We start from the raw sequence: 26,744 nt of genomic DNA on the forward strand, positions 1-26,744 counted from the left end.
CCTGGGGCTTCCATGGAGCCCCTCTTCACGCCCGAGCAACTGTCGGAGATTCACGCCTTCCACCGGCCCTACTACATCCGGGCCGCAGTGGGCCCGTTCGCCAACCTGGCCCTGATGCTGCTCATGTTGGGTGTACTCGTCCAACCGCTCCACCGTCTGGCCGTGGCGGCCGCCGCGGGCCTGGAGCGGCGGCTCGGCTTCCTTCGGACGGCGCCGGTCAGCCGCGCCTTCTTCCACGCCATGGACCGGCTGTGGGGCAAGCCCGGCTGGGGCGCGGCGGTGCTCTTCGCCCTCTTCACGGACCTGTTCGTGTCGCTCGTCTACCTGCCGGTGGACGTCTGGTTCAGCTACACGCTGGAGCACCGGCACGGCATGTCCACGCAGACGCCCGCCACCTTCGCCTATGACATGGTCAAGGCCCAGTTGCTGGCGGCCTTCGCCCTCTCCGCGCTCGTCATTGGCATGTTCGGCCTGGCGCGCAAGCTGCGCCAGTGGTGGCTGGTGCTGGGCGTGCCCGTGGCGCTGCTGCTCCTCGTCTCCGGGGCGCTGGACCCGTATCGCAGCAGGCTCTTCTTCAACCAGAAACCACTGCCTGAGGGGCCCCTACGCACCCGCATCGTGGACCTCATGGAGCAGGCGGACATCACCTTCGCCGACGTCCTCGTGGAGGAAACCTCCGTCGCCTCGCGCCGGCTGCAAGCCTACTTCGCCGGGCAGGGCCCCACGCGCACCATCGTCCTCAACGACATCATCCTCAAGGAGCTCTCGGAGGACGAAGTGCTGGCCGCGGTGGCACACGAAGCGGGCCATGTGAACGAGTCGAAGTGGCCCGCCCGCATCGCCTCATCGCTGATGCTGGTGGCCCTGCTCTTCGCGCTCGACCGCCTCTTGCGCCTGTCCGCGTCGCGGGGCTGGTTCGGCGCCACCCACTTCGCGGACATCCGCAACCTGCCCCTCATCTCCCTGCTCTTCTTCCTCCTCGTGCTGACGGCCAAGCCCATCTCGGGCGCCTTCTCCCGGGAACGTGAGCGTGAAGCGGACCGCTATGCCCTGCGGCTCACGGGTGACGTAGACGCCTTCCGGCGCATGCTGGTGAAGGCCGCGCGCGTCAACAAGATGGACCCCGAGCCCCCCCGCTGGGTCGTCCTCAAGGGCATGAGCCATCCGCCCATCGGCGAACGGATTGCGTCGCTTCCCACGCCCTGAAACAGCGGTCGACAGGCGGGCTCCCCCCTCCCCTTCCGGCCACGCCTCCTCCCCGAGCCCACCCGCCGACTGCCTCCACCCGGCCACTCCCCGACAGCCGGGTGGCCCCACGCCCCCCGACTCCGCCGCTACGGCTGCGAGTCCTCCTTCAGCTTCTCCACCGCCACCAAGGTGATGGCCTTCACCAGCGCCCGCGCCCGGCGGCCGCCCGCCGTCTCGCCATGCGGGTCCGCCTCCACCGCGTTCGCCAGGTCGGTGAAGCCCTGGCGCTCTCCCTTGCGGAGGTAGAGCTCGCCCCGGTTGGCCAGCGCCACCGGGTTGTCGGGCTCACGCTCCAGCGCGGCGCTGTACTCGGCGATGGCGTCATCCAGCTTGCCCAGCTTCTGGTACACGGTGCCCAACGCCGCCCGCGCCGCCGCGTCCTTCGGATTTCCCTCCACCAGGCCTTCGAAGAGGATGCGGGCTTCCTCCAGACGTCCCGCCGCCGCCAGGTCACACCCCACCTGGGCAATGGCCTTCGCTTCCTCGAAGGTCATCCCCTCCACTTCGGCCCACGTCGCCTCTCCCCGGGCAAACGCCTTCAAGCCCTGCACCGCGCCGCGCTGCATCCGCATGGCCACCGCTCCCTCGTGTTTGATGATGCGTCCCATGACGGCTCAGGCGCTCCGCAGGTTGGAGATGGCCGTCTTCGCCATCTCGTGGAACTTCGAGGACATGTTGCTCATCAGGTCGAACATCGCCTTGCGCTTCTCCACCAGCCGCTGAAGGCGCAACTCCAGCTCCTGCATGCTGCTCTCCAGCTTCGCGCCCGCCTTCCGGTCCGCCTCACCGTTGCCCAGCGAGGCGCGCTGGTCGCGCACGTTCGCCATCTGCTCCATCACGTCGAGAATCTCCTCGTCCGTGTCGCTGGAGATGGACATCAAGATGGCTTGAATCTTGTCCTCGATGCTCATGTTGGGGTTGTCGACGATGCTCCGCACATTCGACGAAGTGCCGCCCACCGGCCGGCTTCCGCCAGCGCCACTCGCGGGCTGCGTTCCGGATGACGCCTGCGCTGCGTCCGCCTGTCGCAGCGCGGCCGTGACATCCGGCCGGCCCACGATGCCGTCCCGCGGCCCCACACCCGCGGCCATCTCCAGCCGGTCGTAGTAGGCGGGGTGGTCCTTGAAGAACTGCGCGGCGCGCTTCAGCGTCGACGATGCGCCCGGGCTGTTCAGGATGGCGTCCAAGTTGTCGCGCGTGAGCACGTTGTCCCGGGCCCCCACCGCGGTATCGAAGGTGTCCCAGTTCGCGCTCAGCACGCGCAAGGCGTCGTGGTACTCGTGGAAGTCAGGGTCCAGCGGGCTCGGCGCCGACGTCGGCGGGCTGCCCGACACAGGCGCGGAGCCACCGCCGCCGGACGTGCCGCCCGTCCCGGGAGGCGTCGTGCCACCGCTTCCAGGGCGCACGGGCCGGCCATACCGCGCGAACTCCGCATCCACCGCCTTGAGCTCGCGCTGGAGGTCCTGCACCGAGAAGGTGTCGAGGTTGTACAGCGGCGAGAAGACGCCAATCCTCGCCAGCGGCCCCTGCCGGTCGAGCCGCTCGAAGAGGGCCGTGTTCTCCACCATGAAGCGGGCCGCGTCCCGCAGTTGGGGAGACAGGCTGGAGTCCGTGGAGATGCGCTGCAGGTCTTTTTTCGACAGCGAGCCGTTCTTCTTGCCGTCCAGCAGGTCCAACTGCTGGAAGTTCGCCTCCAGCACCTTCAAGGCGTCCGCGTAGTCGAGCATCTTCGGGTCCAGCGGACTGCTGCCCGGATTCAGGATGGGCGACGAGGACGCGGAGGGCGCGTAGCCGCTGCCGGCCTTCGAGCTGCCCGAGGAGGACGCGTGGTACTCCGTCTTCGCGGGCGGGTTCTTCGACAGCTCCTGCGCCACGCCCATGGCGCCGCTGGCCGCCAGCATGACGTTGCCCGTCGCGGCCCCCGCCGCGGCCTTGATGGAGTTGGTGATGAGCGGCGGCAATCCCAGCGCGTTGCCCGCGAAATCCACCGCGGTGGACATGGGGCCAGCCAGCAGGTTGGCCGCACCTTTGAGGAAGTCGAGCATGAACCCTCTCGCGCGACGGGGTTGAAGTGGACGCCGCGCAGTCGTCCTTCGGACGGGACCGCTGGATTGCAGCGGCGGTGCCGTCCGTGGGCGTGAGAGGCACCCAGCGAATTCCGGCGGTTAGCACTCACCGAAGCAGGGGCACGTCCCCAGGCGCGGACGGAGCGGTCCACGACGAAGGATTGCGGTTAAGTTCCGCGGCATGCGCACCATGGGCCTGGACCTGGGCACCAAAACCATTGGAGTGGCCGTCTCGGACGGACTGGGCCTCACGGCCCAAGGCGTCACCACCGTTCGCCGCACGTCGCTCAAGGCGGACCTCGCGGCGCTGGCCACCGTCGCGAGCGAAAACGAGGTGACCCACGTCGTGCTGGGCCTGCCGCTCAACATGGACGGCAGCGAGGGCCCGCGCGCCGAGGCGTCCCGGAAGTTCGCGGACACCCTGGCCCAGTCGCTGGGGGTGACGGTGGAGCTCTGGGACGAGCGGCTGTCGACCGTGGCCGCCACACGGACCCTGCTCGAGGCGGACGTCAGCCGGGCCCGCCGCCGAGAGGTCATCGACCAGGTGGCCGCGCAGTTCATCCTCCAGGGATGGCTGGATGCCCACCGGCCGCCGGATACCGACTATCACCCCGACGACTACGACTCGGAGCCCTGAGGGGCTTGAGGACCCCTCCAGGTCACCACACTACGGCTGACGCCGGTACACGTGCAGCGGCGCGGTGAAGCCATCCAGCTTCTGGTAGGCCACGCCGTCCAGCACCAGCGAGCGCTCCTCCAGCTTCACGCCCGCGGCCTTCGCCAGCTCACCACCGTCGAAGCGAACCAGCACCTCCGGACGGGCCTCCTGCATGCGCTGGCGGAAGGTGTCCCAGCGCACGCGCGCCAGCCGCTCCTCGGGGAGGCCAGAGAAGAAGGCCAGCTGCAGGTCCATGTAGTTCGGGTCGATGTCGAGCGCGGCGGCCCCACCCTTGGCGGCGACCTCCGCCTTCAGGAACTTCGCCACCTGCATCAGCGCCACGGGATTCGTGGACGTGGGGCTGATGGGGCGCATCGTGGTCTGCAGCGGTCCATCTGCACGGAACGTGTAGATGCCCATCGTCACCGGCACGGCCACGGCGACCAGCACCGTCACGCCCGCCAGGGCCTTGCGCAGCACGGGCCCTCCACGCGTCGCCACCAGCCCGGCGAAGCCGAAGGCCACGAAGACGGGGAGCAGCGCGACCTGCGTCACCGTGAAGCGGCCCAGCGGAACGAAGGTCAGCAGCACCGCCGCCCGGAAGGTGAAGTAGGCAGCGGGAAGCACCGCCGCGGCCACCAGCCAGCGCGTGTCCGGACGCGAGCGCCACGCGCGAACCATGCCCGCCATGCCCAGCAGCGCGACGAGAGGCGACAGCGTGAGCAAGGCGATGCCGGGCCAGAACCCCAGTTGCTGCAGCCGCCAGAGCACGTTCGACCCCGAGCCCAGGGACGACTTCACCCAGTTACGGTGGAAGTCCTCCACCGCCATCACCGGGAAGAACGGGTTGCCATGCATCAGCTCATTTCCCTGCATCCACAACAGGGGGAACGGCAGGCACACCAGGCCGAAGCCCACGGCCCGGGTCAGCGACACGACCTTGTCCTGGCTGCTGAAGCACAGCGCCACCGTGAGCAGCGGGATGTACATCCACGCGTCGTAGCGAAGCGCGCACGCCAGGTTGAGCATCAACGCCGCCTGGAACAGGGGCAGGAAGCGGTTGTCATCCACGCCCTCCGCGTACAGCGCGAAGGTGGCCAGCATGAAGAAGAGGGACACCGCCTCGCTGCTGGCCGTGGTGGAGAACTGCATGTGCATGCCCCACGCCGCGAAGGACAGGCCAGCCACCACGCCCGCGCGCCAGCCGAAGAGGCGGCGCGTCAGCGCGAACAGCGGCACCACCGACAGCACGCCGAACAGCAGGCTCACCACACGGCCCGCGACCTCCCGGTCGAACACCGACAGCGCCGCGCCCACCAGGTACATGTGCAACGGACCGAACTGGTAGGCCCCGTCCCCGTAGGCGGTGATGAGGTGCGGCGCCCGCAACCAGCGCTCCGCCAGCTCCGTGCGGACCACCGCGTCACCGAAGAGGTTCTCGTTGACGAAGAACACGCCCAGCCGCGGCACCAGCGCCGCCACCAGCAACAGCCCGACGAGCAGCCGGGTGCCTGGCTCGTGCTGAGGGGCAGGCACCGCCGACAGGCCAGGTGCGTGGGGAGGCGAAACGGAGAAGGGGGCGGGGGCGGTGGCCATGACGCGCGGCAGGATACGCAGGCACGGCCCAAAGCCAAGCCAACGCCCATAGTTCCCTTGCTCGGGAAGCGCGGCCGACTTCACGGTGCGCGAACCTGCTCCCCTTCCGATATCCAGGGGGCTGCAATCATTTCAGGGTGCGCAGGGGCCAAGGGGCTGCCGGACTCCAGCGTCACCCGCGTGCGGCGGACCACCTCCAGCCGCCGGGGGCCCTGCGTCTCCAGTTCGGCGCGCGACGTGTAGAGGACCTCCAGCCGCTCGGGAAATGGGCGGCGCAGGTCGAAACGCAGCTCGCCTTCGGCCCTGGGAGCCGGCGGACCTTCCGCTCCCTGGGACTGGAGGAGGAAGCGCACCCGGCCGCGGGCTCCTTCCAGCTCCACCAGTTCATAGGTGATGACGGCCAGCCCTTCCTCCTGGGCTCGCGCCACGACCCAGCGCGCTCCCGCGCCCACCGGCTCTTCCGGAAGCCGTGGGGTGACGAGCCAGTCCGAGGACAGCGCCGCCCGCACCATGCTGCTCAATGCCGCGGAAGCCCCGGGCCCCAGTTGCACCCATGCCTGAACCGGCGCCCCCCGGTTGGAGAGCACCACGGCGCCATCCCGGCCACTCGCCGCGCCCAGCTCCTCCGCCAACCGCCACGCGGGCTCCATCCCCTCATCGTCCACGGCGCGGACCTCGGGACGACCCACCCGCACGTGGTAGCGCGCCTGTCCCCTCCCGGCCCCTGCCTGCCATTCCACGTAGAGCGGCACCGAGACCTCGGGGCCATACTCCGTTCGCAGCTCGCGGCCGGTCCCCACGCCCAGCACCGTCTCAACCTCGGGAGAGACAGACACCACCATGCCCTGGCCCCACCCTGGCCGCTGCTCCAGCCGCAGCGCGCGGCGAGGTGAACGCCCTGCATCGAGCAGAGCCGTCGCCACCACGCCTCCTTCCGCAGGAGGGACTGTTGCCTGGACCCATGCGCCAAGAAGACAGGTTGCGACGAGCAGGACGGGCACCAGGAGGCTCCAAGGAAGGACAGGCGCCATGCCCCCATTGCATACGCCATGCTCAGAGGTCTTCCTCTCGTGCACGCCCCCGAGCCGTCCAGAATGGGAGACCCTTCGAGTGAAGCAGGGGCTGCGCCGCGCCAGACGCGGATGCGCCGTGTCGCGTTTCATTCACAGCAAAGCGCGCCTGCGACAAGCCACCTTCCGTAGGTCTTGATGTCTCATGCGATGAGCTTGAATGCGGGCGACAAGCCGCCTGCCGGCAAGCTTTGAGGTTCCATCCGGCTTCTGGCGGCACCTCTTCGAGCCACGGGTCGCCTTCCTACACGCCCTGATGTCTCACTCGGCATGCCTGGTGACGACGAGCCCCTGGGCCACGGGCCCCCTTCCCGACTGCCCGATACCTGGCATGGCGTGCGCGATGTCCGTAGCGCCTCGCCGTGACGTGAGCGGCGCATCATCCCGTTGTCACCTCATGGGACGCGCGTCCGGCGCACGACACTCACCCGGTACCCGACGCCCATCCCGCACGATTGCTCGCCTGCTTTCATGCATGCGACGCCAGCCTCGCCCGTGAAGGCTCCGCGCCGACATGTGGAGTGAAAGGGCACGCTGCCCCACAACCCACACGAGCACTGCTGCTGCCGGGCGCCGGGGAAATGACCGTTCAGGCGTTCACTACCCTTCGTGCAGCCGGTGTGCGCCTACCCCCGTGGGCGAGGGCCCTTATAATCAAGATGCCTTTTCACCCCGTGGAGGGGGTGCGCTTTCGGGCGTTCCACCCCTGACACGAGCGTAACGCGCGGTCCCACTCCGCGGCGGGGTCCCGAAGGGGCAGCAGGGCTGTCGTGCCTGGGACCTCGTCGGGGTGGGTGTGGAATGGCAGTCATGCCCTCCAGGTTGACCATTTTGGCCCCCCTGTCGGCGCGGCTTTCCGCGTCCCCGGGTGGCTCCGAGGGAGAGACATGAAGGACGCTGAGAAGGGTTCGTGGGTCTCCAGAATCGCTGCGCTGCAGGACGTGAAGACCTACGCGGAGCTCAACTGGGAAGGCTCGTTCGAGGAGTACCTCGAAATCGTCCGGCAGAACCCCAAGGTCACCCGCACCGCCTTCCAGAGGATCTACGACATGATCCTCAGCCACGGAAAGACGGAGTACATCGACAACAAGAAGAAGCTCATCCGCTACCACTTCTTCAGCGACGAGAAGTTCGGCGGCCGTGACGCCATCTTCGGGCTCGATGTCCCGCTCATGAAGCTGGTCAACGTCTTCAAGTCCGCGGCCCAGGGCTACGGCACCGAGAAGCGCGTCATCCTCCTCCATGGCCCCGTGGGCTCGTCCAAGTCCACCATCGCGCGCCTGCTGAAGAAGGGCACGGAGGACTATTCCAAAACGCCGGAGGGCGCCGCGTACACCTTCTCCTGGCTCACCGACAAGAAGGGCTCGGACGGCGCCCCGGTGAAGGAGAAGATGAAGTGCCCGATGAACGAGGAGCCGCTCAACCTCATCCCCCGGGAGTGGCGTTCCAAAATCTACGCCGAGCTGTCTCCGCCCGAGTCCGGGTACACCATTCCGGATGGCTCCGAGCTGTGCCCCGCCTGCCGCTTCGTCTTCAAGGACCTGATGACGCAGTACCAGGGCGACTTCGCCAAGGTCATGAGCCACATCCGCGTCAACCGGCTCGTCTTCAGCGAGAAGGACCGCGTGGGCATCGGCACCTTCCAGCCCAAGGACGAGAAGAACCAGGACTCCACCGAGCTCACCGGTGACATCAACTACCGGAAGATCGCCGAGTACGGCTCCGACTCCGACCCGCGCGCCTTCAACTTCGACGGCGAGTTCAACATCGCCAACCGCGGCATCATCGAGTTCGTCGAGGTGCTGAAGCTGGACGTCGCGTTCCTCTACGACCTGCTCGGCGCGTCGCAGGAGCACAAAATCAAGCCGAAGAAGTTCCCGCAGACGGACATCGACGAGGTCATCCTCGGCCACACCAACGAGCCCGAGTACAAGAAGCTCGAGAACAACGAGTTCATGGAGGCCCTGAGAGATCGCACGGTGAAGATTGACGTCCCGTACATCACCAAGCTGTCCGAAGAGGTGAAGATCTACGAGAAGGACTTCAACTCCCGCGCCATCAAGGGCAAGCACATCGCTCCGCACACGCTGGAGATGGCCGCCATGTGGGCCGTGCTCACGCGCCTGGAGGAGCCCAAGAAGCACAACCTGTCGCTGCTCCAGAAGCTCAAGCTCTACAACGGCAAGACGCTCCCGAACTTCACCGAGGACAACATCAAGGAGCTGCGCAAGGAGAGCAACCGCGAGGGCCTGGAAGGCATCTCCCCGCGCTACATCCAGGACAAGATCTCCAACGCCCTGGTGAGCGACAAGGGCGAGGGCTGCATCAACCCCTTCATGGTCCTCAACGAGCTGGAGGCCGGCCTCAAGACGCACTCCCTCATCAACAGCGAGGACACGCGCAAGGGGATGAAGGAGCTGCTCACGTCCGTGAAGCAGGAGTACGAGGACATCGTCAAGAACGAGGTCCAGCGCGCCATCTCCGCGGACGAGGACGCCATCGCCAAGCTGTGCGGCAACTACATCGACAACATCAAGGCCTACACCCAGAAGGAGAAGGTCAAGAACAAGTACACCGGCCTCTACGAAGAGCCCGATGAGCGGCTGATGCGGTCCATCGAGGAGAAGATCGACATCCCCGATACCCGCAAGGACGACTTCCGCCGCGAAATCATGAACTACATCGGCGCGCTCGCGGTGGAGGGGAAGACCTTCAACTACCGGACCAACGAGCGGCTCCACAAGTCGCTGGAGCTGAAGCTGTTCGAGGACCAGAAGGACAGCATCAAGCTCAAGAACCTGGTGTCCTCCGTCGTCGACAAGGAGACGCAGGAGAAGATCGACCTGGTGAAGGACCGGATGATGAAGAACTACGGCTACTGCGAAATCTGCTCCACGGACGTGCTGAACTTCGTGGCCAGCATCTTCGCCCGCGGCGACGCGAAGGAGTAACACCAGAGAGGGGCGAGCCGTCGTGACCTTGAAGATCCACCAGGACCACTCCCGCTTCAAACAGATCGTCCGGGGGAAGATCAAAGCCAACCTGCGCAAGTACGTGCAGAAGGGCGAGATGATTGGGAAGAAGGGGAAGGACGCCATCTCCATCCCCATCCCCTTCATCGACATCCCCCGCTTCAAGTACGGCCACAAGGAACAGGGTGGCGTCGGGCAGGGTGACGGCGAGGTCGGCCAGCAGCTCGGGCCCGGGGCGGTGGAGCCCGGGGAGGGCAAGCAGGCCGGCCAGGGCGAAGGCGACCACGCCATGGAGGTGGACGTCACGCTCGACGAGCTCGCCCAGATTCTGGGCGAGGAGCTGCAGCTGCCCAACATCGAGCGGCGGCAGAACGAGCGCATCATCACCCAGAAGATCCGCTACACCGGCGTCAACACCACCGGCCCGGAGTCGCTGCGGCACTTCAAGCGGACCTTCAAGCAGGCGCTGCGGCGGCAGATTGCCGCTGGCACGTATGACCCGGCGCGGCCCGTCATCATCCCCACGCGCGAGGACCGCCGCTACCGCAGCTACAAGCTCCAGGACCTGCCCGAAACGAACGCGGTCATCATCTACATGATGGACGTGTCGGGCTCCATGGGTGACGAGCAGAAGGAGATCGTCCGCATCGAGAGCTTCTGGCTCGATACGTGGCTGCGCCACCAATACAAGGGCCTGGAGGCGCGCTACATCATCCACGACGCGGTGGCGCGCGAGGTGGACCGCGACACGTTCTTCCACACCCGCGAGTCCGGCGGGACGATGATCTCCAGCGCCTACAAGCTCTGCCGGGACATCATCCTGGCGGACTACCCGAAGAGCGCGTGGAACATCTACCCGTTCCACTTCAGCGACGGGGACAACTGGAGCGCGGACGACACGCGGCAGTGCATTGAGATGCTGCGCAACGACGTGCTGCCCAACGTCAACCAGTTCGCCTACGGCCAGGTGGAGTCCCCCTACGGCAGCGGCCAGTTCATCAAGGATTTGCGCGAGGCGGTGGGGGACACGCCCAACGTCGCGCTGAGCGAAATCGCGGACAAGGACGCCATCTACGCGTCCATCAAGGACTTCCTCGGCAAGGGCCGCTGACTTCAGCGGTCCTGTCCCACCGGAGCGACTGCCCGATGCCCAAGAGCCTCCCCCCTCGCCTCGCCTCGCTCCGCGACGAAATCCATGGCTACGCCAAGGAGTTCGGCCTGGACTTCTTCGACACCCACTTCGAGATGGTGTCCTACGACGAGATGAACATGGTGGCCGCCTACGGCGGCTTTCCCACCCGCTATCCCCACTGGCGCTGGGGCATGGAGTACGAGCAGCTCGCCAAGGGCTACGAGTACGGGCTGAGCAAGATCTACGAGCTCGTCATCAACAACGACCCTTGCTACGCCTACTTGATGGAGAGCAACCCGGAGGTGGACCAGAAGCTCGTCATGGCCCACGTCTACGGTCACTGCGACTTCTTCAAGAACAACTTCTCCTTCCGGCACACCAACCGCCGGATGATTGATGAGATGGCCAACCACGCCACGCGGGTGCGGCGCTGGGTGGACAAGATTGGCGTGGAGAAGGTCGAGGACTTCATCGACCGGACGCTGAGCCTGGAGAACCTCATCGACCAGCACGCGCCGCACATCCGGCGCAACCCGGACCCGAAGAAGGCCGAGGACGAGCTCAAGGCCAACGAGCGCGTAGAGGGCTTCAAGGTGGGCCGCGAATACATGCGCGGCTACATCAACCCGTCCGAGTTCCTCGACTCACAGCGCAAGAAGGTGGAGGACGAGAAGCAGCGCGCCAAGAAGTTCCCCGAGCGCCCCCAGCGCGACGTGTTGCTCTTCCTGCTGGAAGAGGCGCCGCTGGAGCCGTGGGAGGCGGACATCCTCGCGATTCTGCGCGACGAGGCCTACTACTTCGCGCCCCAGGGCCAGACGAAAATCATGAACGAGGGGTGGGCCAGCTACTGGCACTCCACCATCATGACGCGCCGGGCCCTCAAGGACGACGAAATCATCGACTACGCGGACCACCACTCCGGCACCATGGGGACCCGCCCTGGCGCCATCAACCCGTACAAGCTCGGCATCGAGCTGTGGCGCGACATCGAGGAGCGGTGGAACAAGGGCCGCTTCGGCAAGGAATGGGACGAGTGCGATGATTTGCGCGCGCGCCGCGCCTGGGACAAGAAGCTGGGCGCCGGCCGCGAGAAGATCTTCGAGGTCCGCAAGCACTACAACGACATCACCTTCATCGACACGTTCCTGACGCCCGAGTTCGCGATGGAGCAGAAGCTCTTCGTGTACGGCTTCAACGACAAGCGCAACTCGTGGGAGATCCTCGACCGCGAGTTCAAGAAGGTGAAGAACAAGCTCCTCCAGGGACTCACCAACTTCGGCCAGCCCATCATCGAGGTGGTGGACGGCAACTTCGAGAACCGCAGCGAACTGCTGCTGGCGCACCGCCACGACGGACAGGACCTCAAGGGCGACTACGCCCGCGAGACGCTGCGCAACCTCCAGTCCCTGTGGCGCCGGCCCGTCAACATCCTCACGCGGTACGACAACAAGGGCGTCATCCTGCGCTTCGACGGGCAGAGCCACTCCGAGCGGAAGGTGGAACTCTGAGCAGCCGCGCCCGGCCCCGGGCGGTGCGCCAAAGGCTCACTGACGGCATCGCCTGCTCGAGGTAGCGCGGGCCCGCCGACATGGGCCTCGTCGATGCGCCGGAGGCCCTGAGGACACCGGGTGGGCAGCGTCTCCCGCTGGGGGCGAAGGGAGGCCGGGCCAGGCGCTCCTCGGAGACTTCAAGCAGCCAGGCAGCCGAGCCCGGAAATTTCCCGGCCCTTCGCTGGGCGAGCGCCAGGGTGTCCACTACACTCGGCCGCCGCCCCATGAGAATCGCTCCCCTGCTCTGCCTGGCCGCCGCGCTGCTGGCTTCGACGTCCGAAGCCGCGGTCCGTCACGTCATCAAGAACCGCCGTATCGAGCCGAACCAGACGCTCGCGAAGGCGCTGCACGACGCGCAGCTCCCGGACGCGCAGGTGGCCGCCGTCATCTCCGCGCTGGAGGGCGTGTTCGACTTCCGCAAGTCGCGCGTGGGCGACCAGCTGCGGCTCGTCATCCGCGACGGGGAGCTGGACTTCTTCGACTACCGCCAGAGCATGGTGGACGAGTGGCAGGTCCGCCGCGACGGCGAGAAGTACGTGGGCAGCAAGCGCGCCATCGAGGTGGAGAAGCAGGTCGCCGTGGTGGCGCTGGAAATCCAGTCGTCGCTGTACGAGGCGGCGGTGGCCGCCGGCGAGGACCCGGCCATCGGCATGGTGCTGGCGGACGTGTTCGCCTGGGACATCGACTTCTACCGTGACGTGCGCAAGGGCGACACGGCGCGCGCGCTGGTGGAGAAGTTCGTCTCCAAGGGCCGCCTGCTGCGCTACGGCGACGTGCTGGCGGCGACGTACGCGGGCGGGCTCGTGGGCAACAAGAAGGTGTACCGCTACGTGCTCCCGGACGGGCAGCCCAACTACTTCAACGAGGAGGGCGCCAGCGCGAAGAAGACCTTCCTCAAGACGCCCCTGAAGTACGCCAACGTCACCAGCCGCTTCGGCTCGCGCTTCCACCCGGTGCTCAAGTACCTCAAGGCCCACAATGGCGTGGACTACGGCACCCCCATCGGCACCCCGGTGTGGGCGGTGGCGGACGGCACGGTGACGCAGGCGGGCTACGCGGGCGCCGCCGGCAACATGGTGGTCATCCGCCACGCCAACGGCTTCGAGACGCAGTACATGCACCTGTCGCGCTTCGGCGAAGGCGTCCGCGCAGGCGCCCGCGTGCGGCAGAAGCAGGTCATCGCCTACTCCGGCAACACCGGCCGCTCCACCGGGCCGCACCTGCACTTCGGGCTCAAGCGCAACGGCCAGTACACCAACCCGCTCAACCAGCAGTTCCCCCGCGCGGACCCACTGCCCAAGGAGCTGCTGCCGGACTTCCTCGCCAAGGCGCAGGAACTGACGGGGCAGATGGAGGCCGTGTCCGTGGCCGCCGTCGCCGGGCAGGCCGCGGCCATGCCGTGACGCGGTGACGCCGTGCGCGTCCCCTCCGTGGGACGCGCGCCGCGGGTCTACTCCCAGGTGATGACGTAGTCAGCGCCCGTCACGCCGCGGGGCGTGCCCACCACCCGGCTCTTGCAGCCGACGACGCTCAGCGCCTCCTTCAAGACGCCCTCGTGGTACTGCACCGGCTGCATGTCCCCGTGGAAGGCCAGGCGCACCTGCTTGTCTCCCAGCACGGCGAATTCGCGCCGGCCATAGTTCACCAGCGTCGAGTACGCGGTGGGCGCGTGGGAGAGGAGCCGCTTGGGGTCGCCCTTGCCGATGAGCCGGTTGAGCGTCTGCCCCACCGTGGACTGGAAGAAGTGCGTGACGGCCGCGGCCCCGCAGGCCCGCACCGCGTCCTCCATGGAGCCGTACATGGGCGTGAGCGCTTCCGACGTCGCGTACAAGAGGCGCAGGGCATCCACGGCCGGGTAGGAGAAGAAGTCCACCGGGGAGCGCTTGAAGAAGGGCTCACGCAGGCGCGTGGCCGCCTCCACGCCCAGCTGCTTCTCTGTCAGGTTGAACACCGCGTTGAAGACGAGCCCGCGCACCGTGTCGTCGGGACGGATGACGGCCAACCGTTGTTCGAGGTCGTTCTGCGGAAAGCCCATGGCGGATTGCTCTCTACATCAATCCGTCTCCGGGTTGGCGCGCCATCCACCGGCAGGCAGTCCGCCGCCCTTCCAGGTGAGCTGTCCCCCAGGGCTGGGACGCGCTTTACCGGTGCGATGCGAGACACGGCTGCGCTAGCCTGACGCACCTTCGCGAACCCGGGAAACCCCGGTGGCCGCGAAACCATGAACCCGCAGCAACTCCGTCCAGAGATACCCAGCGCCATGGCCCCTCCTGCCTCCGCCTCCCAGCAGCCCCGCCCCGCCCAGCCGGCCACGACCGACGACAGCGGGCTCGGGCACGACGCGGCCAGCTTGCGCCGTTCCTTCCTCGACCACGTCCGCTATTCGCGCGGAAAGAACTACGAGTCGTCCACGCCCCATGACCGCTTCATGGCGCTGTCGCTCGCGGTGCGTGACAGGCTGGCGGACCGGTGGGTGAAGACGTCGCGCACGTATTACGAAAAGGACGTCAAGCGCGCCTATTACCTCTCCGCCGAGTACCTGCTGGGTCGGGCCCTGGGCAACAACCTGCTGAACCTGGGGATGTACGAAGCGGCCGCCGAGTCGATGCAGGAAGTGGGGGTGGACCTCACCAACCTGCTGGAGATGGAGCCGGACGCGGGCCTGGGCAACGGCGGCCTGGGGCGCCTGGCCGCGTGTTTCATGGAGTCGCTGGCCACCCTGGCCTACCCCGGAATGGGGTACGGCATCCGCTACGAGTTCGGCATCTTCACGCAGGACATCGTCGACGGGTACCAGGTGGAGCGCGCCGACGAGTGGCTCAAGTTCGGCAACCCGTGGGAAATCGTCCGGCCGGAGAAGGCGGTGCCGGTGCGCTTCTTCGGGCGCGTGGAGCACCACCAGGGCCCGGATGGCCGTCCCGTGGCGCGCTGGGTGGGCGGCAAGACGGTGGTGGGCGTTCCGTATGACACGCCCATCGCCGGGTACCACAACAACACCGTCAACACGCTGCGGCTGTGGCAGGCGCGCGCCTCCGAGGAGTTCGACCTGCTGCTGTTCAACGCGGGCGACTACGAGCGCTCGGTGGTGGAGAAGAACGACTCGGAGGTCATCTCCAAGGTCCTCTACCCCAACGACGCGTTCCAGGCCGGCAAGGAGCTGCGGCTCAAGCAGCAGTACTTCTTCGTCGCGTGCTCCATCGCGGACATCGTCCGGCGCTACCTGAAGAACCACACGGACTTCAAGGACTTCTCCCGCAAGGCAGCCATCCAGCTCAACGACACCCACCCGGCCATTGGCGTGGCGGAGCTGATGCGCGTGCTGGTGGACGAGAAGCGCCTGCTCTGGGACGAGGCGTGGACGATTACCCAGGAGACGTTCGGCTACACCAACCACACGCTGCTGGCCGAGGCGATGGAGAAGTGGCCGGCGACGCTCTTCGAGCGGTTGCTGCCCCGACACCTGGAAATCATCTACGAAATCAACTCGCGCTTCCTGCGGCAGGTGCAGATTCGCTACCCGTACGACCAGGAGAAAATGCAGCGGATGAGCCTGGTGGAGGAAGGGGCCGAGAAGAAGATTCGCATGGCCCACCTCGCCGTCGTCGGCAGCCACAGCGTCAACGGCGTGGCCGCGCTGCACACCGACCTGCTGCGCCGGGACGTGCTGACGGACTTCGCGTCCATGAACCCGGAGCGGTTCAACAACAAGACGAATGGCGTGACGCCGCGCCGCTGGCTGGCCTGGTGCAACCCCCGCCTGTCCAAGCTGATTACGTCCCGCATCGGCGAGGGCTGGGTCACGGACCTGGACAAGCTGACGAAGCTGGAGGCGCACGCGGAGGATCCGGAGTTCCGCAAGGCCTTCCGCGAGGTGAAGCGCGCCAACAAGGAAGACCTGGCCCGGCACATCCGTGACCTGCGCTGGGTGCAGCTCAATCCGGATGCCATCTTCGACGTGCAGATCAAGCGCCTGCACGAGTACAAGCGCCAGCTGCTCAACGCGCTGCACATCGTGGCGCTGTGGATGAAGGCGCGCAGGGACCCGTCCACCATCATCCACCCGCGGGCGTTCATCTTCGGTGCCAAGGCGGCGCCGGGCTACCACCTGGCGAAGCTGACCATCCGGCTCATCAACGGCATCGCCGAGGTGGTGAACAGCGACGCGGGCACCACGGGCCTGCAGGTCGTGTTCGCCCCCAACTACCGCGTGAGCCTGGCCGAGCGCATCATCCCCGCCGCCGACGTGTCCGAGCAGATCTCCACCGCGGGCATGGAGGCGTCCGGCACCGGCAACATGAAGCTGATGCTCAACGGCGCGCTGACGCTGGGAACGCTGGACGGCGCCAACGTGGAGATTCGCGACGCGGTGGGCGATGAGAACTTCTTCCTCTTTGGCCTCACGGCGGACGAGGTGATTGCTCGCAAGCGCGAGGGCTACCGCCCGCGCGACGAGTACAACCAGCACCAGGAGCTGCGCGAGGCGCTGGACCTGATTTCCACCGGCTTCTTCTCGCCGGAGGACAAGCACCTCTTCAAGCCGCTGGTGGACAGCCTCCTGGAGGAGGACCGCTACCTCATGCTGGCGGACTTCCCGTCGTACATGGCGAAGCAAGAGGACGTCGCGCACGCCTACAAGGACGCCGACGCCTGGGCGCGCAAGTGCATCATCAACGTGGCGCGCGGCGGCATCTTCTCCTCGGACCGAACCATCAAGCAGTACGCCGAGGAGATCTGGCGCATCCAGCAGACGCCGGTGGACCCGTGAGCGCAGGGCCCGCATCGCCATCCCTCCCATCCGGTGACGACGCCGGCCGGAGGGCGCTGGAGGACGTGGTGCGGGCCTTCACTGACGCCTTCAACCGCGACGACCTCGATGCGGTGATGGCGTACTTCACGCCGGACGCGCTGTACGAGACGTACGACGGGAAGCAGTGCCGGGGCCTCGCGCAGGTACGTGAGGCCTTCGCCGCGCAGTTTCGCGGTGACTTCGGGCGCATCCGATTCCTCACCGAGGACATGGTGGTGGATGCGCCCGCGGGCAAGGTGGTGTTGCGCTGGCGCTGTCAGCACGAGGTGTCCGCGCGCCGCGGCCCGCGCCAGCTCATGTACCGGCTGATGTACGGCCAGCACTTCGGCTGGTACGGGCTGGACGTCCTGCGCTGGGAAGCTGGACGTCTGCGCGAGAAGCGGACGTACGCCCAGGCCGGGCTGCCCCTGGTGCGACGTGGGAGGCCTTGAGGTCAGGCCGGGACGGGCTCAGCGGCTCCAGCGGGCGCCGTAGGCCGTGTCCCCGCATCTGGAGTTCGCCACGTCCTGACAGTCGCCCCAGGCGACGCCACCTGCGAACTCCCACGGAGCAGATGGCGCCAAGGCCGTAGCCCTCACAGACAGCCTGCTCCGCCGTGGTCAGCGTCGAGCCGCCAGCATCCCAACCCACCCACTGCGTTATACGGAACACATCCACGATGGTCCGCTGAGCATCAGCGGACGCCCGAGGCCTCCGACTCCGCTCGAAGGACTGGGGGGTGATTGGCATTGGAGCTGTCCCGTCCGAGGACCTGACGGCATGAGCCTGCAAGCCAAACGCGTGCTGGGAACGAGCGCCGCCATCCTGGGCCTGCTCGTGGGCTGGCGACTCCTCCCCGCTGGCCATACGTCTGGCGCACCTCCCTCCCCTGGCACCACGAGTCCCCGCGACCGCGCCCGTCCTACGCTTGTGGGCACCCCGGCGGGCCGTGCGCCGCCCATGTCAGGCGCCGTCAACGCAGCAGCCCCTGCGGCAGAAGCCCTGGCCTCGGAGCTGGAGGTACTGCGCCTCTCGCTGATCGAGCGCTTCGGCTCGCGCCTGCACGAACCGTCCGTCCAGCTCCGGATGCTGGAGCAGCTCATGCGGTATTTCCAGACGCGCTCACCGGACCGGTGGCGAGAAGAACTCCAGACATTCCTTCGCAAGGCCTTTCCCGGCCAGTACGAAGCGCTGGCCACCCTGCTGCGCGACCGCCTGGACTACGAGAAGTGGGTGAAGGACAACGACGCCTACCTGCGAGGGTTGGACTCGAAGCAGCGCCGTGCCGCCGTTTGGGATGCGCGCAACCGCCTCTTCGGGAAGGAGACGGCGCAACGCCTCTGGGATTCGGAGCTGAAGCACCAGGCGCTGGTGGACGCGCTCCAGGTGATTGATGCGAGGCAGGACCTGCCCCTCACGGAGAAGCTGTCTGCCTACAAGGCGCGGCTGGGAGCGGTCTACGGAGACGGGGCACCAGCGCAGCTCGCCCGGCATCCGCAAGAGACGATGAATCGCTTCCTGGCGCTGCCCTCCGTCCAACGTGAACTGACGGGCATGACATCGGCCGAACGCGCGCGCAGCCTGTGGGCCGTGCGCCAGGAGATGGGGCTGAATGACGAAGCGCTGCGGCGATGGGACGCGCTGGACCAGACACGGGATGCCCGCTGGGAAGCGGGCCTCCAGTACATGGCGGAGCGCACAGCCCTGGCACGGACGCTCTCCGGCGACGCGCTGGAGGCCCGCCTCCAGGAGGTGCGCGCCCGCTACTTCGGCACCGAGGCGGACGTCATCGCCCAGGAAGAGGCCAGTGGCCTCTTCCGCTTCACGCGCCCCCGGCAGTGGGGGCGCAACTGAAACGCGGACGGGACGTCACGCCGCCTGGTTGAGCCACTCCTCATAGGCGCGGAAGTCGTAGTCGCGCCCCAGGAAGGCATTCACCAGCCGGGCCGCGTCGTCCGAACCACCCGGCTCCAGCACCGCGCGCCGGTAGGCCTGAGCGGGCTCCGGGGACAGCATCCCCTTCTGCTGGAACACCGTGAACAGGTCCTTCGCGATGACGAGCGACCACATGTACGTGTAGTAGTTGGACGAGTACCCGTCGAGGTGGCCGAAGGAGAGATGGAAGTAGGTGCCCTCCACGTACGGGAAGGGCGTGAACTTCCCCTGGAGCTCGCGCACGAGCGACACCGCGTCCACGCCCTCCGGCTTGCGCCGGTACAGCTCCAGGCTGAGCGCCGCGTAGAACATCTGCTGGCGCACCCACAGGCCCTTGCCGAACTCCTCCGCGCGGCGCATGCGCTCCACCACGTCCGCGGGGATGGGCTCGTTCGTCTGGTAGTGCTTCGCGAACGTCTGGAGGCTGGCGGTGTCACGCGCCCATTCCTCCAGCATCTGCGACGGCGCCTCCACGAAGTCCCACTCCGTGCGCACGCCGGACACCCCCGCCCAGCGCGTGTGGCCGCCGAAGATGTGGTGCAGCAGGTGGCCGAACTCGTGGAAGAAGGTCTCCACGTCGCTGTGCTGGAGCAGCGCGGGCTCCGCGCCAGGACGGGGGAAGTTGCAGACCAGCACCCCTTCCGGCAGCCGCCGGCCCGACTTCCCGCTGGTCAGCGTGAACTGGGCCGCGTGCTTGTACTTGTCGTCGCGCGGGTGCATGTCCAGGTAGAAGCGCCCGCGCAGCGTGGCGCCCTCGAACACGTCGTAGGCCTCCACGTCCGGGTGCCACACCGGCGCGTCCGCGACGCGGCGGTAGGTGACGCCGAACAGGCGCGCCGTCAGGTCGAGCACGCCCTGCTTCACGCGCGTGTACTCGTAGTAGGGCCGCACCACCTGCGAGTCGAAGGCGTACTGCTCCGCCTTCACGCGGTCCTCCAGGTACGCCTGGTCCCACGGATTGACGCGCTCGGCGCCAGGGACGTCACGGCGCTTGCGCTCCAGCAGCGTGGCGTAGTCGCGCTCCATGCGCGCACCGGACGCGGCGGCGATCTTCTCGATGAAGTCCGAGGCGGCCCCCTCGTCCCGAATCATCTTGTCCTCGGTCGCGTAGGCCGCCCAGTTCCGGTAGCCCAGCAGCGTGGCCAGCTCGTTCCGGCGGGACACCATGCGCTGCAGGACGTCCGCGTTGGCGGGATGGCCGCGCTGGCGGAAGACGCGCCACATCTGCTCGCGGGCCTGGGCATCCCGCGAGTACGTCATGAAGGGGACGATGTCCGGGTAGTCCGTGGTGATGCGCACCTTGCCGTCCGGCCCGGGCGGGTGGGCGCGCACGTAGTCGTCAGGCAGGCCCTCCAGCGCGGACGGCGCCAGCGCTTCCGTGCGCGTGTCCTGGCGGATGTTGCGGCTGAACTCCTGACCGATGCGGACCAGCTCCTCCTGGAGCGCCTTCACCCGGGCGCGGGTGGCGTCATCCCGGTCCACGCCCGCGCGGCGGAACTCCCGCCGCACCTTCTCCATCCACTTCCGCGTGGCGGCGTCCTCGCCGGACAAATCCAGCGCAGCCAGCACGTCATAGACGCCCCGGTCCATGCGGATGTCGTTGCTGAGCGTCTCCAGGGCCTGCTCGGCGGCCTCGGCGGCCTCGCGCATGGCGGCGTCCGGGTGCGCATGGCGGGCGACGCTGGCGCGGGCTCCCGCATCGTCGAGCGCGGCCGTGGCCTCGTCGTAGAGCTCCAGCACCTCGCGCGTGACGTAGGGGGGGCGGAGGGCCTTGAGCTGGGCGATTCCCGCTCGGGCGGCGGCCATGGCCTCCTCACCGGCACGCGTGAATTCGGCCGGTGGGCAGGTGACGAGGCGGGCGGCGTCGGGGACTTGGCTCTCTGACACAATCTGCTCCTGGACGTGATGACGGCGAATGTACGGCCGCAAAGGTAATGCGCCGGACGCCGGGGAGCAGCAGGGATTGGCGGCGGAAATGCGAGAGGCCGCCCGGCGCATGCACGCCCGGCGGCCTCCGTGAGAAACGCGGTGCTTCCAGCCCGGCTACGGCTGTTCCGTCGGGCTCAGGGCGTTCTGTGGCTGACGGATGGCTCGGGTGACGAAGTCCGCGCTGTTGTTGTTCGAGTCCCAGCCATTGCCGAAGGACGCGTCTGCGCCGCCCGCCGCCATGGTGGCGGAGGTCGAGGTGCTCAGGGCCTTCCGCTCCAGGCTGCCGCCCGCCGCGGGGTGATTGGGCGCGGCGATGCCCTCGGGCGAGTTCCCGGTGCCCCACGCCACCTTGTCCACCGCCACGGCATTGACGGCGGTCGTCAGGCCAGGACCGATACGAACATGCCCCCCACCCGACGTGGACGCCGAGATGTCGGACGAATAGCCCAGATCCCGCGCCACGGGGCCGCTGTAGTTGGCGCCCCCCAGCAGGAAGTACCCGTGGGCACGAATGACAGCCCCGGCGGGAATGGTGATGATGGTGGAGTAAGGGGACCCTGTTGCAGACTTGTACTGCACCAGCCAGCCGCCGATGTTCACGTCGACGTTCGTCGGGTTGTAGAGCTCGATGAACTCATCGGTCGCCGCGGCACCGCCTCCGTTGCCGCCGCTCACCTCGCTGATGACGACGTGATTGGCCACGGCCGGCGGCGGCACCACCGTCACCGTGCCGTAATTGCCCGTGCTCCCCTCCGCGACGACGCCGTCCTGGTCGCAGTACACCCACGCCTGGGCCGCCGCGGGCCCCTGGGTGAAGCGGTAGCGGAAGCCATAGATGAAGCTGCCCGGTACCGCGATGTTCAACGGAGCCACCAACTCATCGTCGTTGCCCGGCGTGGCGAAGCCCGCGTTCGGCTCCGCCGTCACCCACGTCCACGAGGCGGGTGACGAGGCATCGGTTCCGTAGCCCAGCTCCGCCACGAGGTGAGGGAAGCCGTCGTTGCCGTTCTGGTTCCGGGTGCTCACCTGGGGCTCATAAAACTGGCTGTAGACGGACTCCGCGCGGCCCGCCCGGATGGGGGTAGCGAAGGACTTCGGATACTGAATGGCGCAGTGGTCCACCGGGCTGGAGATCTCCACACCGCAGGACGCGTTGGCGCCGCCCGGCGTGCCCCGTCCACCGCCAGGAAGCACCTCCTCCGAGTCACACCAGTACCAGGCGTGCTGGCTGGCCCGCGTGCCCACCACCACGGACGACAGGTTCATCGAGCGCCCCGTCGTCTGCGGGAAGGAGGCCGAGTACGCCACGTCATCCACCACGGTGGCGCCCATCTCGACGAAGAGGTGCCCCGAGTGGCCAAGCTCGAAGAGCGTGCTCCCGTAGCCGTACTGCGCCACCACGCCGCCGTTGGTGGCCTCATCCGTGTTGCTCGCGAGGACGAAGGTGCCCCGGCCCGGGACGATGAGGGGCCGGTCGCCCGGCGTCAGCACACTGAAGTCCGTCTCGCTGCCCGCGCCATTGTCGAAGCGGATGCGCAGGTTCGCGATGTCCCGCGGTCCGTCGACGGTGCTGGTCAGCTCGATGTATTCGGTGGTGTTCGCGTCCGGGCGGTGCATCACCTCGCTGATGACCAACTCCCCCGCCACGGGCGCGGGCGCCGTGTCACAGACACCGGCGATGCAGACGCCGTCCTGCCCCGGGCAGACCTCCGGGGTAGCCGTGTACTGGCACTCCGCCAGGCCCGCCGTCACCACGCACGCTTCCGCGTACGCCACGCGTTGCACGCCGTCCTCGTCACACTCCGGCGCGCGAGGCGCGCAGACGATATCGCCGCAGGGGCCCGGCACTGCGATGGAGACGAACGCCACGGTGCTGCCGTTGTTCGCGCCGTCGAAGACGCGGAGCGCGAAGTACCAGGTGGCCGCCTGGGACGGCGGCAGCGCGTGAATCACTTCCTCCGCCTGTCCCGGCGCCCGGGGCGCCGCCGTGGGCACCTCGCTGGCCAGCGCGAAGCTCTGCGGGTCAATGGGCCCCGCGCTGTAGCGCAGCTCGTAGCGCGCGGCGTTGCCCACGACGCCGTTGTCTCCCGTGGCCAGCCACGTCAGGCGAACCGTCGTGTTGTCCACCAGGCTGGCGCTCATCACGGGCTCGGCGGGCGCGACGTCGTCGGTGATGGTGACCATCGTGTCAACGGAGGGCAGCGCCGGGTTCTCCGTGGTCGCGGAGAGGACGAAGCTGCCCGCCTGGTCCACCGTGAGGTCGCTGAAGACGGCTACGCCCGCCTCCGGCGCCACCGTCAAGGTGCCTCCCAGCGTCACCCCGACCGCCCCCACCAACTGGAGCGTCACGGACGGCGCCGTGACGTTCGAGACGTTGCCGAACGCGTCCTGCAAGGCCACCCGCGTCGCGGACAGCGGCTCCAGGACGGTGCCCGGCTCCGGAGGCGCGACGAACGCGAGCTGCACGGGCGCGCCCGCCTCCACGGTGAAGTCGGACGTACCGGACACCGAGGCAGCGCCATCCGTGAACGTCACCGACTGCGCTCCAGCCGTCTCGAAGGTGATGGTGAAGGTGTGCGCTCCCTGGTCCGCCGCGGTGTACACGTGCGCCGACAGGGGCGCAGCCTCCGGGTCCGTGGACGCGGGCGCCACCGTTCCCTCGTACGCCGTCAGCACGTTGCCGAAGCGGTCACGCGCGGAGACGGTGAAGGATTGAGGCTCGCCCGCGACGATGGCCTCCGTCGGCCCCGCCACGGACAACGCCGCGAGGAGCCCGGGCTGCACCGTCACCGAGGCATTCCCAGTCAACGTCGCCGTCGTGGTGTCCGCGACGACGAGCTGACCCGTGCCCACTGTGGCGAACTCCACATTGAAGAGGCGCTGACCGGCGTCCAACTCGGTGAAGGAGTAGTCCGAAGGCACGGTGGCCTGGGCGTCCCCTGGAATCTCGAAGTGGACGGTGCCCCGGTAGCCCGAGGCGAGGTTGCCGTGGACATCCCGCACCGACACGGTGGCCCCCACGGGCTCGCCCGCGCGGGTCGTCGATGAGTCCAACTGCACCGTCAACTGCACAGCGGGGCCAGACAGGACCTGGGTGTTCACCGTCGCCGCCAGCTCCGTGTTGCCCACCTCCCGCACCGTCACCGAACGCGCGCCGGAGGTCACCAGCGTCACCGAGAACGCGCGCTGCCCCGCGTCCTGCCCGGGAACGAAGGTGTAGTTCGCGGGCAGCGTCGCCCCCGGGTCATCCGATTCGAAGTGCACCGTGCCCGTGTAGCCCGTGACGATGTTGCCGAAGCCGTCGCGCGCGGTGACGGTGAGGCTCTGCGCCTCGCCGGCCTCCACTTCCGCGGGAAGCGCGCTCAGCTCCAACACGGCGACCGCACCGGTGCTCACCTCCACATCGAGCATGTCGGTCAGCCCCGGCCGCGCCGTGTCCACCACGGCGACGCTCTGAGGCCCAGAGGTCAGCAGCCTCACGCCGCTGAAGGTCCGCCGGCCCGCATCCGCCACGGTGAACGTGTAGTCGCCAGGCAACTCCGCCTCGGCGTCAGTGGACGAGAAGCGCACCGCGCCGGTGTAGCCCGTGGCCACGTTGTCGAAGGCGTCATGGGCCGTCACCACGACGCTGCCCGCGGCGCCCGCGGCCACGGGTGAAACAAGGCCCGTGAGCGCCAGACGGACGGCGTCGCCCGGCGCGATGGTGAACGTGTCGCTGGGCTCCGAGTCCAACCCCGTGGCCGCCGCGATGAAGCGGTGCGTTCCCGCCTGCTCCACCACCACGCCCGAGAAGGTCGCCACGCCCGCGACCGCCGCCACCTGCAACGGCGTGAAGCCGGGCTCATCCTCCAGCGTGAGCGTCACCGGCGAAGTGGCCGTGGTGACGACCTGTCCGTCGTCATCCAGCAACGAGACGCGGATGTCCGGCTGCGTGGCACCCGCGTCACCATCCGCGGGCTGCTGGGAGAAGACGAGCCGGGTGACGCCCTGCACCTGCGTCTGCACCATCAAGCTGGAGGAGCGAACCGCGTTGCCCTGGTTGTCCGCCACGCGCAGCACCACATAGTAGTTCGTGCCGGGCTGAAGGCCCGTGAGGACGGCGGACTCCTGCGTACCGGCCTCCGCGGGCTCGCCCAGACCGCCCACCGGCGTCGCCTGGTTGAAGTCCGTATCCGTCTCAATCGGGTTCAGCGAGTAACGCAGGGCATGCGACGCGGCCCGCCCCTGGTCGCCGTCATCACCCACGGCCATCCAGGACACCGTGACGCTGTCGGGCGTGGCCGCGGTCGCCGCGAGGACAGGGATGGCGGGGAACACATCATCGATGATGTCGATGTCCGTGCTCGTGGCGGGCGTCAGTCCATCCGCGGTGGCATGAAGCTGGAAGCGGCCCTCCGTGTCCACGTGCACGCTGGAGAACGACGCCAGCCCCTCCAGGGGCGCCACCTCGGTGACACCACGCAGTGGCACGCCACCCGCCGGCACCAGGGACAGCGTCACCGAAGGCGCGCCCACGGGCGTCTGGTTGCCATGCGCATCCTGGAGCACCACCTCCACGGCGGTCAGCGCGGCACGAACGGACGCATGCGAGGGCACGCGCGCGAAAGCCAATGCCGAGGTCCGGTCCGCCGCGACGCGAACGTCCTGGCGCCCCGCCAGTCCCGCTTGCGCGGCGTCCTGTACATCGACACGCTGGGTGCCCGCCCGCCGCAGGGTGATGCCCGTGAAACGGAAGCGGCCCGCGTTCACCTCCGTGAAGGTGTGCCCACCCGGCAGCGTGGCCGTGGCGTCCGAGGACTGCACGCTCAGCGTGCCGCGATAGCCACTGGCGACGTTGCCGAACGCGTCACGCACCGTCACCTCCGCATCATGCGTGGAGCCCGCGATGGCGGTCTGCGGCAGCCCCGTCACCTCGACGGTGGCGGCGGCGGCCGGCGTCACGTCGAACGAAGGGCTGACCGCGCCCTCGACGCCGGTGGCCTCGGCCTTGAGCTGATAGCCCAGGCCCGCGCGCGTCAGCACCACTTCCTGGAAGCGGGCGACGCCGTCCACGGCCTGAGCCCGGAGCGTGCCTCCCAGCGAAGCCCCACCCGGGCCCGCGGCCAACGAGAGCGTCACCTCCCCCGTAACGGAGGGAACCGGGCGGCCGTCAGCGTCCCGGAACTCGACGTCCAGCCCGCCAATGGGTGCACCGGCTCGGGCCGACAGCGAGGCCGCCGCGAAGGCCAGCCTCGAGGCCCGCAGCACGGTGAAGCCGACGACGGGACGCGAGCCCAGCACCACCGCGCCTCCCTCGGCATCCACCGAGGCCGTCACCCGCTTCGAGCCGCCTCGCGTGGACACCACGGACGCGGTGGTCATGCCCTGGGCATTCGTCCGGTCCGCGGGCTGCGTCACGGTGTTCCCGTCGCCGGAGACCTCCACCCGCACCGTGCGGCCCTCCATGGGAGCGCCGTCCTTCTGCCGCACCGTCACGGTGATGGTGACCCGGTCCACGCCGTCCGCCAGCACCTGCTCCACCCGGTCCACCTGCACCGTGGAGAGCGCCGCGTCGGGCAGAGACTTCGCTAGCGGTGGGAGCGGCGACGTGGCGCTGTCACCACACCCCACCAGCACAACGCCGAGGCACAGCACGCCCAACCCCAGCAACCGGGTGAGCGCGAGAGGACAACGGGACATGAGCGGCTCCGGGAACGAACGGACCCCGCACGGAAGAGAGCACTCGCGAGGTCCCAGTGACTTCTACCAGACAAGTCCCTTCACCACGTAGACCTCCACCAGAGCTTTGCATCCCGGGTGGAA

The 26,744-nt window shown here is 68.1% G+C and carries 16 protein-coding genes; 9 read left to right on the forward strand and 7 right to left on the reverse strand.

The genetic code is table 11. The annotated features are described in order from the left end of the window. Positions 1-12: 12 nt before the first annotated feature. A complete protein-coding gene (locus BLU09_RS15845; protein WP_090490366.1) occupies positions 13-1,206 on the forward strand; it encodes a M48 family metalloprotease in 1,194 nt (397 codons plus the stop codon). A 128-nt stretch (positions 1,207-1,334) separates the two neighbouring features. Here BLU09_RS15845 and BLU09_RS15850 read toward each other — a convergent pair whose 3' ends face one another. Both BLU09_RS15850 and BLU09_RS15855 read right to left on the reverse strand, forming a co-directional pair. After that, complete coding sequence (locus tag BLU09_RS15850; RefSeq protein ID WP_090490367.1) at positions 1,335-1,856, reverse strand: tetratricopeptide repeat protein; 522 nt, start codon at positions 1,854-1,856, stop codon at positions 1,335-1,337. A gap of 6 nt (positions 1,857-1,862) precedes the next feature. Next, positions 1,863-3,293 carry a hypothetical protein gene (locus BLU09_RS15855; RefSeq protein WP_090490368.1) on the reverse strand — a complete coding sequence of 477 codons (1,431 nt, stop codon included), beginning with the start codon at positions 3,291-3,293 and terminating at the stop codon, positions 1,863-1,865. Between the two features lie 202 nt (positions 3,294-3,495). Here BLU09_RS15855 and ruvX point away from each other — a divergent pair, with 202 nt between their 5' ends. Next, entirely contained in the window at positions 3,496-3,951 is a 456-nt protein-coding gene (ruvX, locus tag BLU09_RS15860) for a Holliday junction resolvase RuvX (RefSeq protein WP_090490369.1), read from the forward strand. A 30-nt stretch (positions 3,952-3,981) separates the two neighbouring features. Here the strand turns inward: ruvX and BLU09_RS15865 are convergent, their stop codons facing one another. Both BLU09_RS15865 and BLU09_RS15870 read right to left on the reverse strand, forming a co-directional pair. Beyond that, complete coding sequence (locus BLU09_RS15865) at positions 3,982-5,568, reverse strand: ArnT family glycosyltransferase (protein ID WP_244171750.1); 1,587 nt, start codon at positions 5,566-5,568, stop codon at positions 3,982-3,984. Positions 5,569-5,648: 80 nt separating this feature from the next. Then, entirely contained in the window at positions 5,649-6,491 is an 843-nt protein-coding gene (locus BLU09_RS15870) for a hypothetical protein (RefSeq protein ID WP_244171751.1), read from the reverse strand. Positions 6,492-7,525: 1,034 nt separating this feature from the next. On the opposite strand from BLU09_RS15870, the gene BLU09_RS15875 reads away from it, so the two are divergent. The 4 genes from BLU09_RS15875 to BLU09_RS15890 all read left to right on the forward strand — a co-directional run bounded on the left by BLU09_RS15875 (position 7,526) and on the right by BLU09_RS15890 (position 13,695). Further along, the gene (locus tag BLU09_RS15875; RefSeq protein WP_090490372.1) at positions 7,526-9,589 is read left to right on the forward strand and encodes a PrkA family serine protein kinase; all 2,064 of its coding nucleotides are present in this window, start codon (positions 7,526-7,528) and stop codon (positions 9,587-9,589) included. Between the two features lie 22 nt (positions 9,590-9,611). Beyond that, positions 9,612-10,721 carry a DUF444 family protein gene (locus BLU09_RS15880; protein ID WP_090490373.1) on the forward strand — a complete coding sequence of 370 codons (1,110 nt, stop codon included), beginning with the start codon at positions 9,612-9,614 and terminating at the stop codon, positions 10,719-10,721. Between the two features lie 35 nt (positions 10,722-10,756). Next, positions 10,757-12,250, forward strand: a complete 1,494-nt coding sequence (locus BLU09_RS15885) for a SpoVR family protein (RefSeq protein WP_090490374.1) — start codon at positions 10,757-10,759, stop codon at positions 12,248-12,250. 266 nt (positions 12,251-12,516) lie between these two features. Further along, the gene (locus tag BLU09_RS15890; protein WP_186817839.1) at positions 12,517-13,695 is read left to right on the forward strand and encodes a M23 family metallopeptidase; all 1,179 of its coding nucleotides are present in this window, start codon (positions 12,517-12,519) and stop codon (positions 13,693-13,695) included. A 47-nt stretch (positions 13,696-13,742) separates the two neighbouring features. Here BLU09_RS15890 and BLU09_RS15895 read toward each other — a convergent pair whose 3' ends face one another. Then, positions 13,743-14,327, reverse strand: coding sequence for a DUF2378 family protein (locus tag BLU09_RS15895; RefSeq protein WP_090490375.1), 585 nt, complete (start codon positions 14,325-14,327; stop codon positions 13,743-13,745). 225 nt (positions 14,328-14,552) lie between these two features. Here BLU09_RS15895 and BLU09_RS15900 point away from each other — a divergent pair, with 225 nt between their 5' ends. The 3 genes from BLU09_RS15900 to BLU09_RS15910 all read left to right on the forward strand — a co-directional run bounded on the left by BLU09_RS15900 (position 14,553) and on the right by BLU09_RS15910 (position 18,932). Further along, a complete protein-coding gene (locus BLU09_RS15900) occupies positions 14,553-17,057 on the forward strand; it encodes a glycogen/starch/alpha-glucan phosphorylase (RefSeq protein WP_090490376.1) in 2,505 nt (834 codons plus the stop codon). Positions 17,058-17,125: 68 nt separating this feature from the next. Continuing rightward, on the forward strand, positions 17,126-17,530 hold the full coding sequence (locus BLU09_RS15905; protein WP_244171752.1) for a nuclear transport factor 2 family protein: 405 nt from the start codon (positions 17,126-17,128) through the stop codon (positions 17,528-17,530). Between the two features lie 328 nt (positions 17,531-17,858). Beyond that, positions 17,859-18,932, forward strand: coding sequence for a hypothetical protein (locus tag BLU09_RS15910; protein WP_090490378.1), 1,074 nt, complete (start codon positions 17,859-17,861; stop codon positions 18,930-18,932). Between the two features lie 15 nt (positions 18,933-18,947). On the opposite strand, the gene BLU09_RS15915 is transcribed toward BLU09_RS15910, so the two are convergent. Continuing rightward, on the reverse strand, positions 18,948-20,900 hold the full coding sequence (locus tag BLU09_RS15915; protein WP_090490379.1) for a M3 family metallopeptidase: 1,953 nt from the start codon (positions 20,898-20,900) through the stop codon (positions 18,948-18,950). Positions 20,901-21,056: 156 nt separating this feature from the next. After that, the gene (locus tag BLU09_RS15920) at positions 21,057-26,621 is read right to left on the reverse strand and encodes a lamin tail domain-containing protein (protein WP_090490380.1); all 5,565 of its coding nucleotides are present in this window, start codon (positions 26,619-26,621) and stop codon (positions 21,057-21,059) included. Positions 26,622-26,744 lie beyond the last annotated feature (123 nt).

This window comes from Myxococcus virescens, from assembly GCF_900101905.1.
GTDB lineage: Bacteria > Myxococcota > Myxococcia > Myxococcales > Myxococcaceae > Myxococcus > Myxococcus virescens.